We start from the raw sequence: 12,225 nt of genomic DNA, 5'->3' as shown, positions 1-12,225 counted from the left end.
ATAAATTCTATATTTTTATTTCTATTATTCTAGCGTTATTTTACATATCTCTATTAATGGCTGTTTTATGAAATGGAAAAAGCCTTGAACACACATAAGTGTGTCAAAGCATCCTTCCAATTATTGAATCCATTTATTGAGTGCGTGATAATCTGGATATTGTTTCAGCGAATCCTCACATTGCTCACAAATGCAGTGCACAGTCGTTTGACCATGTTGATCTTTCTCAACATAATCATCCGCTTCTCCCAATTCGAAAATATGCAACTTTCGAATTGTATCATCTGCATCAAATGGTAGTGTCCCTATTTCTACTTCACAATGCCGACATCGATAGCGAACTGACATCTCCAAATCATCCTCCTTTAAGCAACTTTCTACTTAAAGTATAGACATTTATAAAAAGGATTATGCACTTTTCACTGTCATCGTCATTGCAATAACTTGAAAATTAGAGAATTAATTTTTACCTGTAGCTAAGACTATTCACTACAAGTATTAGCTGTAATAATAGTGTAAGGCAGTTCATTACTCACCTTACACCATGCCAATTATCCAAAAACTTTAACAGAAATTTTATTACTTTCATCTATTTGCTTACGTTAAAGTGATTCATCACATCAAGAAACGGCTTTGAAAGAGATGCTTCAACAGCGTTTACAGAATTTACAATTGCGTCTTGCATAAGAACTTGGTCTTCCTTCGAAAATTTAGCTAAAACATAGTCTGCTACCTTCATGCCTGCTGGCGGGCGATTAATGCCCACTCGAATACGATTAAATTCCTGAGTACCTAAATGTTGAATTAACGATTTAATGCCGTTATGACCACCTGCACTCCCTTTTTGTCGCAGACGTAATTTACCTGTCTCTAAATCCAAGTCATCATAAATGACAATTAAATCTTCTATCTCTATGTCAAAATAGTCCATTAGGGGACCAACACATTCCCCTGATAAATTCATATATGTTAATGGTTTAACAAGTAGAACCTTTCCTTCTGGTCGATGTACAGTAGTGTACATCCCATTAAATTTTGAATTTGTTAAAGGTGTTCCCCATTTTTCTGCTAACGCATCAATAACATCAAAGCCAATATTGTGTCTTGTGTGCTCATAAGGTTTACCCGGGTTTCCTAAACCAACGATAATTTTCATAAGTACCTCTCTTCTTTCAAATCTAATAGTCATTATTTTACCATATAGCACGCCTAGAAAGCATTTTGTACAATTGTTAAAAGGCATAAAAAAATAAGGCTAACAAGAAAGCTATAGCCTTCTTATTAGCCTTAAGCGTCAATTACTTTTATACTGTCTCTTGCCCTTCTTCACCTTCTGTAGTCTCTTCCTCTACAGAAACAGGTGCCACAATGGTTACTAACATATAATCATCTTCACTAATAATTTCAACAGGTGTAGCATCGCGAATATCTGCTACTGTTAGGGATTCCCCAATTTTCAACGATGAAATGTCCACATCAATTGATTCAGGTAACTCTGTTGGCTTTACTTTTACTTTTAATTCTAAGTTAGGCTGCATTAGAATACCGCCCTCACTCACACCAACTGACTGTCCAAGTAATTTAATCGGGACATCAGCTTCTAGCTCTTCCGCCATATTAATGGCTAAAAAATCAATATGATTTACTTCATCTTTCAATGAACATTGCTGAACCTCTGACACAACAGCATTCACCTTTTTCCCCTCTAACTCTAGTGAAAACACACTATTTTGTCCATTTTTTTGAATGGATTTTTTAAAATCTTTTGCAGCAATAGAAATTGGGGTTGAATCTACTTTGTAGCCGTAAATAACTGCAGGAATGGCTCCCCCTTTTCTAAGTTGGGTTAATGTTGAACGATGCCCAGTTTCGCGCTTTGTAACACTTAATACTGTACTCATACTTCTTTATTCCCCTTCCAAGAAAATTATTTACGCCTCAACAATAATTCGTTGTAGGCTATGATAATATTTAGCTCTATTTGTTTAAGGTAGAGTAAATATTATTAAGACACATTATTATTATACCCCTTTGTGAGAAGGCTCACACATAAAACACTCATCTATTTCTTCGCCTCAATGAAATAGTGCCTAATTTATATTGAAAAGACCAATCTACTCAAAGAATAGATTGGTCTCATACTTACAATATTTATTAATCAAATAGAGTACTTACAGATTTATTTTCATAAACGCGAGAGATAGCATCCGCCATTAATTTAGCTACAGAAAGCTCTGTAATTTTTGGAGATTTTTTCTCGTCTGATAGCTGAATTGTATTTGTCACTACTAACTCTTTAATAGCAGAGTTTTCAATACGTTCAATTGCTGGACCAGATAATACAGGATGTGAACAGCAAGCGTAAACTTCTTTTGCACCAGCAGCACGTAACGCATCTGCCCCAATCGTAATTGTACCTGCTGTATCAATAATATCATCAATCAAGATTGCCACTTTACCATCAACATTACCAACAATGTTCATCACTTCCGCAACGTTTGGTTTCGGACGACGTTTGTCAATAATTGCAATCGGTGCTTTTAATCGTTCAGCCATTTTACGAGCACGTGTTACCCCACCATGATCTGGTGAAACAATAACGATCTCATCTCCTGGAATACCTTTAGATTTGAAGTAATCAGATAGTAATGGTACTGCCATTAAGTGGTCGATTAGGATATCGAAGAAACCTTGGATTTGAGGTGCGTGTAAATCTAATACGATAACACGTGTTGCACCAGCAGTTTCAAGTAGGTTTGCCACTAATTTAGCTGTAATTGGCTCGCGCGCTTTTGCTTTACGGTCTTGGCGTGCATAACCATAATAAGGCATTACAACGTTTACTGTACGAGCAGATGCACGTTTAACTGCATCTACCATAATTAAAAGCTCCATTAAATGTTCGTTTACAGGTGCAGAAGTAGACTGCACGATAAACACATCACAACCTCGAATACTTTCTTCAATGCTAATTTGAATCTCTCCATCACTGAAGTGCTTAACAGAAGATTTACCTAATTCTACGCCCATTTCCTGCGCAATTTCTTGAGCTAATGGATTATTAGAATTAAGTGAAAATATTTTTAATTGTGAGTTTGCATAATGATACGGCATGATGGCCTCCTGTTTAGTTGATAATTATTTTGAATTTAATTTGCTTACATAATTCGGTTTGTTTTCTTGTCTTGCACGAGCTATGGCAAGTGCATCTTCAGGAACTTCTTTTGTAATTGTAGAACCTGCTGCAATAAATGAACCTTTTCCAACTTTCACTGGCGCTACTAAGTTAGTATTACATCCTACAAATACATCATCTTCAATAATCGTTTTGAACTTGTTTTTTCCATCATAGTTTACTGTAATGGAACCACAACCAATATTGACATTACTACCGATCTCGGCATCGCCAATATAGCTTAAATGTGAAACTTTCGAGCCATTATCTAGCTTGCTTTTCTTCACTTCTACAAAGTTACCAATTTTTACATGACTACCGATGTCTGAAAGTGGTCGAATATGAGCAAATGGCCCTATAGCAGTATCCTCTGCAATAGCGCTTTCACGGACAACTGAAGAATGTATAGTTGTACGATCACCAACGCGGCTATCTATGATTTGAGTATTTGGACCGATAATGCAATCTTCACCGATCACAGTAGCACCTTCAATCATTGAGCCAGGTTGAATCACCGTATCACGCCCAATAACTGCATCTGCACTAATATGCGTTGTTTCAGGATGGATAATTGTTACACCATTCCGCATATGCTTCTCGTTGATTCTTGTACGCATTAATGTCTCGGCTTGTGACAAAGCCACGCGATCATTAACACCTAGTGTTTCTTCAAAATCATCAGTGACATATGCTTCAACAATATCACCTTGCTTTTGTAAAATTTCAATGACATCTGGTAAATAATATTCACCTTGGGCATTATCATTTTTCACAAGTTTCAATGTTTCAAATAATAATTTGTTATCAAAGCAATATGTGCCTGTGTTTATTTCTTTTACTAATTGCTGCTCTGCTGAAGCATCTTTTTGTTCAACAATTTGCTCCACCTGTCCGTTATTGCCACGTAATATACGGCCATAGCCAGTTGGGTTTTCAGCAATTGCAGTTAAAATAGTTGCTTTAGCATTCTTTGCATGATGATGTTCGAATAGAGCTTGCATCGTTTCAGGACGAATTAGTGGTGTATCTCCACATACAACTAACGTTGTACCTTCTTCATTACCTAAAATGGCCTCTGCTTGTTGCACAGCGTGCGCTGTACCTAGTTGTTCAGCCTGCAGCACATACTCACTTTTATCACCAAGCTGTTGTTGCACTTTTTCAGCACCATGTCCGACAACCGTTACAATGCGATTCACATCTAACGTCTGAATATGATCCACCACATGTTGTACCATCGGTTTCCCACATACTGGATGGAGCACTTTATATAATTTGGACTTCATACGTGTACCTTGACCTGCAGCCAAAATGACAGCAAAAACATTGCTCATCAGTAAGTCCTCCAATACGCTCATTTTCTCTTATGACTATATAGCAAAATTCATCTATTTTCAAGGCATGTAGAGTTGACAAAAACATGAATTCACAAATCCAATGCACCTTATGCTCGAATGTCATGAAGTATATCCTGAAATTGCTCATATTATCTTTTTATCAAAATAAAAAGAACCCTTCCAACTAGAAGAGTTCTTCCTATCTTTTTTACCATCAGTTTGTAACATATCCTTAAAAAGTAAGTTATTTACTATTTATTACACACCGATTCCCTCTAATTCTTCCTCTTTACCAGCTTCCTCTACTTCACTAGAGTTATGATACTCGTTTAAAATGATCTCCTGAATTTTATTTCGAGTATCAGAATTAATTGGATGAGCAATATCTCTAAACTCCCCATCTGGTGTTCGTTTACTAGGCATAGCTACAAATAAACCAGTATTTCCATCAATGACACGAATATCGTGAACAACAAACTCATTATCAAGTGTAATGGAAGCAATCGCACGCATGCGACCATCCGTCTGTACCCGACGTAATCTCACATCAGTAACTTCCATTTTCTCACCACCTCTCTTCTTGGATGCCTAAATGAAAATATCATATTCTCAATTACCGAATATTTTCCTTTTCATAGTCTATCAAATTTTCTAAAAAATTTGAATACTTATTAGAATAATATTTTTTCTTATATACGTAATTTTTGACAATTGTTTGTCAGCGTAAAAAAACCCACTAAAAAGAATAAAGGTTCTCTTTAGTGAGCTTAACAAGTTTTAATTATTTTACGATTGCGATTACTTCGATTTCTACTTTTACATCTTTCGGAAGACGGGCTACCTCTACAGCTGAACGAGCTGGTTTATGATCACCGAAATGATTTGCATAAACTTCATTCATCGCTACAAAGTCATTCATATCTTTCATAAAGACCGTTGTTTTCACAACATTATCTAAAGAAGTTCCAGCTTCCGCTAAAACAGCTTTTAAATTAGCAAATACTTGATTTGTTTGTACAGTTATATCGCCTTCCACTAAATCCCCTGTAGCTGTTAATGGAATTTGACCAGAGCTATAAAACATTCCGTTAACAATAATACCTTGTGAATATGGTCCGATTGCTGCTGGTGCATTTGTTGTTGCTACTACTTTCATTTGTCATGTCCCCTTTTAGAAAAATAGTTACCTTCACTTAATGCAATTGTTCGATCTTTTTCATTAACTTCATGAAGCTTTACAAGTGAATAATAATCATCTACTAATGTTTCGTCCGCATGCTCAGCCTCCACAAGCACTGCAATGCCTGCTAGCTGACAGTCAAACTCCTCTAAGAGGTTTTTCATGCCATTCATTGTACCGCCGACCTTCATAAAGTCGTCCGTAATTAATACACGTTGTCCACTTTTCATGCTTCTTTTTGATAATACCATTGTCTGAATTCTTCTGGAAGAACCAGATACATAGTTAATGCTTACTGTAGAACCTTCCGTTACTTTACTATCTCTTCTCACAACTACCACTGGTACATTTAAATGTCTTGCGATGGCATGGGCGATGGATATCCCTTTAGTTGCTACTGTCATTATGACATCGATTTGTTGATCTGCAAAGGCAGAAGCAAAGACCTTCCCTACACGATTAATTAAATCTGGGTTTCCAAGCAGGTCTGTCATAAATAAATATCCACCTGGTAACAATCGATCTGAATGTTCTAACTCTGCTTTTAAATCTTGAATCACTAAACGTACTTCAGCCTCGGACATTTTCGGAATATACTTTACTCCTCCTGCAGCACCCGGCACTGTCATCAATAACCCGATTCCTTTTTCTTCGAAAGTTTCTTTTACAATCGTTAAATCTTCACTAATGGATGACTTAGCAGATTGATATAGTTCTGAAAAATAAGTTAGCGGGATCAGCTGATGTGGATGTTCTAGTAAGTAGTACGTCATATCAACTAGTCGTTCACTACGCTTCCATTTCATGCGACCCTCTCCTAAACACGAATATTTATAGGTAAAATTAACACAAATTTGCGTTTCTAAGCAAGCGTATTTCGCTCACCTAAAATTCGTACTGCATAAACTTCCTCACAAAAACCACGTAAACCATTATAAATGCGACTTACACGAGCTTCACTATCCACAAGCCCAAATACAGTTGGACCGCTTCCACTCATTAACGTAGCATCTGCCCCAAAGCGCTTCATTTGTTCCTTTAACATCACAACTTCTGGGTGTAGCTTAAATGTTACAGTTTCCAAAACATTTCCTAATGACGAACATAATAGCTCATAATCTTTTGTCTCTATAGCTTGTATCATCTGCTGTGTATTGGGATGTTGCAGCCCTTCAACCTTAAGACCCCCATAAACTTCTGCTGTCGACACACCAATTTTAGGCTTAGCTAGTACAACCCAACAATTAGGTGGAGCTGGTAATTCTTTTATTTTTTCGCCTCGCCCTGTAGCGAGTGCCGTGCCTCCGTAAACGCAAAACGAAACATCCGAACCAATTTTAGCACCAAGCTCCGCTAATTCATCTATTGATAAACCTAAATCCCACAGTTCATTTAGCCCTTTTAATGTTGCAGCTGCATCACTACTACCTCCTGCGAGTCCTGCTGCTATGGGTATTTCCTTTTCAATCGTAATGGATACACCTTGTCTAATGCCATATGTATCTTTAATGAGACGCGCTGCCTGATAAGCAAAATTACGATGGTCATTTGGTACAAAATTATCTGTTGAAGTTATTTGAATAACACCATCTTCTCGAGATTCAAGACTGATACGATCAGCTAAATCGACTGTTGTCATTACCATCTCCACTTCGTGAAAATTATCCGGTCTTTTATAAAGTACATCTAATGTTAAATTGATTTTTGCAGGCGCCTTTACATAAAGCATATTTCTTCCTCCTTATAGCTACACGTATAAACAGTTCTTTTTTCGCGCAAGATTATTCATTTTATTTTACCATATTGAGAATACGAAAATGGAAAAAAAGAACCGTTTACCCTATTCGGAGTAACGGCTCTCTCTCGTCAGTTGTATTTGTTGTGTCAGTAAGGATTTTCATCCCTGCTGAATGAAACTTTATAAGATGACTATTTTAGCAAAAACAGCCTACTTACGCTCTTGCTCACTACTTGCCCGTTCAGCCATTTCTATGGCACGTTTGACCATATTACCAGCATCACGAGCTTTTATGCCGCCCCAGCCTTCCTTTTGCACAACATCATAAAATCCAAGTTCTTTTGCGATCTCTTCTTTTAAACGAGGTGACATGATACCTTTTCTAGGCATATAAACTCCTCCTTTAACAACTGACGAATTTAGTATGCCCGTGAAAACGCAAAACACTCATGTATTTTTAATATACATGAGTGTTTCTAAAATATAGAAATAAGTACTAGAAACTATTTTGCGACAGCAGCCTTTGCTTCGTCTAAAAATGTAATCTCTACTGCTTCAGTTAAAATATCTGTGTAGCTATACGATACGCGCTTGCACGTATTGTCTTCTTGATCGAGCTCTACTACAAAGATGGCGCGATATGTCTCACGTAGTATCCCTGCACACTCAACCGTTTTCTTGCGACCACCGTTTGCTTTTAATTGCAAACGTTTACCCAAATGACAATCCAACGACTTTTTAATGTCCGCTAAAGTTTTTGGCATTTTCGCTTACACCTCACTAATAACAAGTATAAGCTAATGGCCCAAAAATGTCAACAAAATATAATATTTTATCAGCCTCTTATAAATCTTGTCAACTTATTTTTTATAAAAAATATATATTTTTTTACATATCCGAAAAATTGTTAACAAAAATTTTTACTTTGCAAAAACAGGATGCAGTGCATCGGCTAATTTCCCAAACTCTTGAATTGAAAGTGTTTCTCCACGGCGAGTTGGCTCAATATTCGCTAGCTCTAATGCCTGTAAAATGTGATCCTTCTGTGCCTTTCCATTTGGTAAACCAGATTGCAGGTTATTATAGATTGTTTTTCTTCGCTGTACGAATGAGGCACGCGTTACAACAAATAAAAAATCCTCATCTATTACTTTTACCGGTGGTTCCTCATGCTTGATAAGGCGAATTACTGCAGAGTCGACGTTAGGTTGAGGCATGAAAACTGTTTTTGGCACTGTCATCGCAATATCTGCTTTCACGTAATATTGTATTGCAATTGATAAAGAACCATATTCTTTCGTCCCTGGCTTAGCCGTTATACGGTCTGCTACCTCTTTCTGCATCATCACAACAAAACCACGGATCGGTAATCGGTCATTGAGTAATTTCAGTAAAATTGGAGTCGTTACATAATACGGTAAATTTGCTACAACCATAATATCATCAATACCTGGCATCTCATCTGCAATTACTTTCTCCACATCTGCCTTAAGTATGTCAGAATGAATAATAGACACGTTATTATATGGACTAAGCGTATCTTCTAGTACCGGTAATAAACGTTGGTCAATTTCAAAGGAAACTACCTTTTTAGCGCTTCTCGCCAAATGCTCAGTTAATGCCCCAATCCCAGGACCAACTTCAATTGCGCCACTATTCTCAGTTAAATTGGCGTGACTCACTATATTTCTTAAAATGTTCGGGTCAATTAAGAAGTTTTGACCTAAACTTTTTTTAAATGAAAACCCATACTTTTTTAAAATTTCTTGTGTTCGAATTGGTGTCGCAATATCCTTATGCATCATTTTCCTCCTGATCTAACTGTGCGATAGCCGCACCAAATTGCTCCTCTGTAATCTGAAACATTTTCAATCTTTTATGAAGTTGTTTACCATTTGTAGCACCTATATTTAAGATTTCCCCTAGTCTATCACGACGCTGCTTTGCTTGTGGATGTCCAATTAAACGAGCAGTCATTAAATCTTCCAGTGTAATTACCTCTTTGTTTAACACCTCATGTATAGGGGTATAGACATGTTGTAATGCCTCACGTATATCCTCATCAGCAGCATGCTCAATCCCTAACCCTTTACCGTTTTTAGCAATCGTTTTCGCTTTTGGTAAAAAGGCATGTTTCACCCCTTTTACACGCTCCTCGATAATGGCCCGTATTCGACGTCCTGGATAGTCTGGATCAGTAAATACAATAACTCCACGTTTTTCTTGGGCATGTTGAATTCGCTTTAACGTTTCTTCAGAAATTGCAGATCCATTTGTTTCTATAGTATCTGCTTGTACAGCACGTTTAATAGCTGTCGTATCATCTTTTCCTTCAACAACAATAATTTCTTTAATTTGCAAAAAGGCTCCTCTTTTCTATCTACCTTATCTTCTGACCATTTTACAACTGCTCTATACGATTTGTACAGGAATACAAGGTCCCGATGAGCTTATCTTATTCAACTTACTCTCTACATACCTTACAGCATCATTTGCTAAAAAAAATAAAGAAGCCCTCCCGCCAGTCAAAACAGGAAAGCTCCATTTGTGAAAAACATTTTGATTAATTTTACAATTTTTTTAATTTAATACTTTAACGCGCACTTTCTTACGTCCCCAGTTACGTGCTTGAGCATCTGTTTGTACAAGTATGTCAATCTTATTACCCTTAATTGACCCACCAGTATCCCCAGCTATAGCAGTTCCATAGCCTTCTACCCAAACCTTTGATCCTAGCTTAATAACAGAAGGGTCAACTGCTATCACCTTCAAGCCAGAATTTGAACGTAGGTTTATACCAGTTGCTGATGTACCAGTACAACCGTTGCAATATGGTGTATATGCTGTTGCCGTTACATAAAATTCTTTACCGTTAGCAGGCTCTGCAGAACCACGTGACACAGTTGCTGCACTTGCAACGATTGTTTTTGTGCCTACTGCAACCACTTGTTTCTTCGGTTCTTTTAATACTTTCTCAGATTGCAGGTTTTTTGCCACAACCTTACCGTTTTCTTTTACAACTTCATACGTACGAGAAACCGAACCCTTCTCGCCCGTTGCTACTACTTTTTGTTTCCCCTTTTGCAATGAAGCATCCTGCTTCTTTTCAACTGCGAAATCTAAAGAGTCTTCCACTACATCGATAACCTTTTCTACGCGAACTACTGTGATTTTACTCTCCGGAGTAATGACGTTCTCCAGGTTATTTTCGACACGATCGAATTCATTTAGCTGAATTCCTTGTTGTTTTAAAAAGTTAGCGACCGTAGTCGAAGTGGACCATACTTGTCTTTTATTTACGCCATCGACAAGCGCTACTTGAAACGCTTTTTGAATATCGATTTTGTTTTCTGCTCCTAGTTCAGTATCTAGACCTTGCGCTAAAGAGTCATGTTCAGATACTTTAATATTTGCTTCCTTCAAAATGTCCTTCACAAGTGTTTCAGTTGTCCAAACTTTTGACTGATTTCCATCAACTGAAATAGTTACTTCTTTTGCCTGTTCCCATGTAATTGCTAATCCATTAACAATTTTGGTGTTCAGAGAGGGTGAAATTTTGTCATGCTCTGCTATATCTATATTTTGATTTTGTAATAATTGTTCTACAGTTTTGGCATGTGTTGATACTTCGATTGTTTCTCCATTTGCTTCAAGCTTAACGGATTTTTTCGTACCCTGATAAAGCACGAAAGAGATTACAGACACAAACAGGACAAGTGAAATAATTCTTATCACTGTTTGCTTACTCCTCAATGATCCTAAGAACAAGTTTTTCATGGAATTATTTGACATGAAAAAACGCCTCCTTAATACAAGGTTGGATTATACGGACTAGTTTTGGCACTGTCAACCCGAAAGTATTTCTCTGAAAATTGACTTCTTGTTTTTTGCCAACCACAAACCCTGTATTGGAGGCATCTAAGCTAGTTAATTGTCAATCCCAAAAAAATTTTTCGCATTGGCTGTAGTTGCTTGTGCAATTTCCTCAATTGTCAACCCTTTCAAACGTGCGATTTCCTCAGCAACTAAAGGCACGAAAGCGGGTTCATTGCGCTTACCTCGATGTGGATGTGGAGCTAAATAAGGAGCGTCTGTTTCAATCATCAAGTGCTCAAGAGCTATTTCTGTCGCTACTTCCTTTGGTAGACGTGCATTTTTAAATGTCACTGGTCCCCCAAGACTAATCTTAAAATTCATAGCTATACATTCACGCGCTGTTTCTACACTTCCACTAAAGCAGTGCATAACACCCCCTACGGATGCAGCATTTTCTTCACGTAAAATTTGTACAACATCACCTGTTGCATCCCTATTATGAATAACGATTGGTAAATTGATCTTTTGAGCTAATTGAATTTGCTTGCGAAAAAGTTCCTGTTGAACGTCTTTTGGAGACTTATCCCAATAGTAGTCCAATCCCGTTTCACCAATGCCAACTATTTTTGGATGTGAAGCTAATTGCTCAATCCACTCTAAATCTTGTTGGGTACAATCAATAGCGTCTACGGGATGCCAGCCAATGACACCGTAAACAAAATCATATTGCTCTATTAATTGCATTGTTCTCTCAATGGTTTTACGGTCGAAACCAATAACTACCATTCTTTCTACTTTAGCTTCAAGAGCTCTATCAATCACTTCTTGAAGATCTTCCTCATACTGATCTGCGTTTAAATGTACGTGCGTATCTATATACATCTTCATTCTCCTAACATTGATTTTATTAAAATTTATTATTTCATATTTTTCGTGATCATTACAATTTCATTACAAACTATTCGACATTGTGACATTC

15 protein-coding genes are annotated in these 12,225 nt (G+C 37.2%); all 15 read right to left on the bottom strand.

Going from position 1 to position 12,225, the window contains the following annotated elements; all coding sequences use genetic code 11:
- Positions 1-120 precede the first annotated feature (120 nt).
- Positions 121-348 (bottom strand): anti-sigma-F factor Fin, encoded by a 228-nt coding sequence (locus LCP48_RS00725; protein WP_004229176.1) that lies wholly within the window; start codon positions 346-348, stop codon positions 121-123.
- A gap of 241 nt (positions 349-589) precedes the next feature.
- A complete protein-coding gene (pth, locus tag LCP48_RS00720; RefSeq protein WP_004229178.1) occupies positions 590-1,156 on the bottom strand; it encodes an aminoacyl-tRNA hydrolase in 567 nt (188 codons plus the stop codon).
- A gap of 148 nt (positions 1,157-1,304) precedes the next feature.
- Complete coding sequence (locus LCP48_RS00715) at positions 1,305-1,901, bottom strand: 50S ribosomal protein L25/general stress protein Ctc (protein WP_004229181.1); 597 nt, start codon at positions 1,899-1,901, stop codon at positions 1,305-1,307.
- A gap of 253 nt (positions 1,902-2,154) precedes the next feature.
- Positions 2,155-3,114, bottom strand: a complete 960-nt coding sequence (locus tag LCP48_RS00710) for a ribose-phosphate diphosphokinase (protein ID WP_004229183.1) — start codon at positions 3,112-3,114, stop codon at positions 2,155-2,157.
- 24 nt (positions 3,115-3,138) lie between these two features.
- Positions 3,139-4,509 carry a bifunctional UDP-N-acetylglucosamine diphosphorylase/glucosamine-1-phosphate N-acetyltransferase GlmU gene (gene glmU, locus LCP48_RS00705; protein WP_009374182.1) on the bottom strand — a complete coding sequence of 457 codons (1,371 nt, stop codon included), beginning with the start codon at positions 4,507-4,509 and terminating at the stop codon, positions 3,139-3,141.
- Positions 4,510-4,770: 261 nt separating this feature from the next.
- Positions 4,771-5,073, bottom strand: a complete 303-nt coding sequence (spoVG, locus tag LCP48_RS00700; protein WP_004229187.1) for a septation regulator SpoVG — start codon at positions 5,071-5,073, stop codon at positions 4,771-4,773.
- 220 nt (positions 5,074-5,293) lie between these two features.
- A complete protein-coding gene (locus LCP48_RS00695; protein WP_004229189.1) occupies positions 5,294-5,668 on the bottom strand; it encodes a RidA family protein in 375 nt (124 codons plus the stop codon).
- Positions 5,665-6,498 carry a pur operon repressor gene (gene purR / locus LCP48_RS00690; RefSeq protein ID WP_004229190.1) on the bottom strand — a complete coding sequence of 278 codons (834 nt, stop codon included), beginning with the start codon at positions 6,496-6,498 and terminating at the stop codon, positions 5,665-5,667. The genes LCP48_RS00695 and purR overlap by 4 nt, the downstream gene beginning before the upstream one ends.
- A 56-nt stretch (positions 6,499-6,554) precedes the next feature.
- The gene (gene ispE, locus LCP48_RS00685; RefSeq protein WP_009374181.1) at positions 6,555-7,421 is read right to left on the bottom strand and encodes a 4-(cytidine 5'-diphospho)-2-C-methyl-D-erythritol kinase; all 867 of its coding nucleotides are present in this window, start codon (positions 7,419-7,421) and stop codon (positions 6,555-6,557) included.
- A gap of 219 nt (positions 7,422-7,640) precedes the next feature.
- A complete protein-coding gene (locus LCP48_RS00680; protein ID WP_004229193.1) occupies positions 7,641-7,820 on the bottom strand; it encodes a small, acid-soluble spore protein, alpha/beta type in 180 nt (59 codons plus the stop codon).
- Between the two features lie 113 nt (positions 7,821-7,933).
- Positions 7,934-8,194 (bottom strand): biofilm formation stimulator Veg, encoded by a 261-nt coding sequence (veg, locus tag LCP48_RS00675; RefSeq protein WP_004229199.1) that lies wholly within the window; start codon positions 8,192-8,194, stop codon positions 7,934-7,936.
- Between the two features lie 156 nt (positions 8,195-8,350).
- Positions 8,351-9,232 carry a 16S rRNA (adenine(1518)-N(6)/adenine(1519)-N(6))-dimethyltransferase RsmA gene (gene rsmA, locus LCP48_RS00670; RefSeq protein WP_004229203.1) on the bottom strand — a complete coding sequence of 294 codons (882 nt, stop codon included), beginning with the start codon at positions 9,230-9,232 and terminating at the stop codon, positions 8,351-8,353.
- On the bottom strand, positions 9,225-9,791 hold the full coding sequence (gene rnmV / locus LCP48_RS00665; protein ID WP_004229206.1) for a ribonuclease M5: 567 nt from the start codon (positions 9,789-9,791) through the stop codon (positions 9,225-9,227). Before rnmV ends, rsmA begins: the two co-directional genes overlap by 8 nt.
- A gap of 219 nt (positions 9,792-10,010) precedes the next feature.
- Positions 10,011-11,222 carry a resuscitation-promoting factor gene (locus LCP48_RS00660; protein ID WP_009374180.1) on the bottom strand — a complete coding sequence of 404 codons (1,212 nt, stop codon included), beginning with the start codon at positions 11,220-11,222 and terminating at the stop codon, positions 10,011-10,013.
- A gap of 135 nt (positions 11,223-11,357) precedes the next feature.
- Positions 11,358-12,128, bottom strand: coding sequence for a TatD family hydrolase (locus tag LCP48_RS00655; RefSeq protein WP_004229210.1), 771 nt, complete (start codon positions 12,126-12,128; stop codon positions 11,358-11,360).
- Positions 12,129-12,225: the final 97 nt, after the last annotated feature.

The organism is Lysinibacillus capsici (assembly GCF_020217405.1).
Taxonomy (GTDB): Bacteria; Bacillota; Bacilli; order Bacillales_A; family Planococcaceae; genus Lysinibacillus; species Lysinibacillus capsici.
This window is presented reverse-complemented; position numbering and strand designations above follow the sequence as displayed.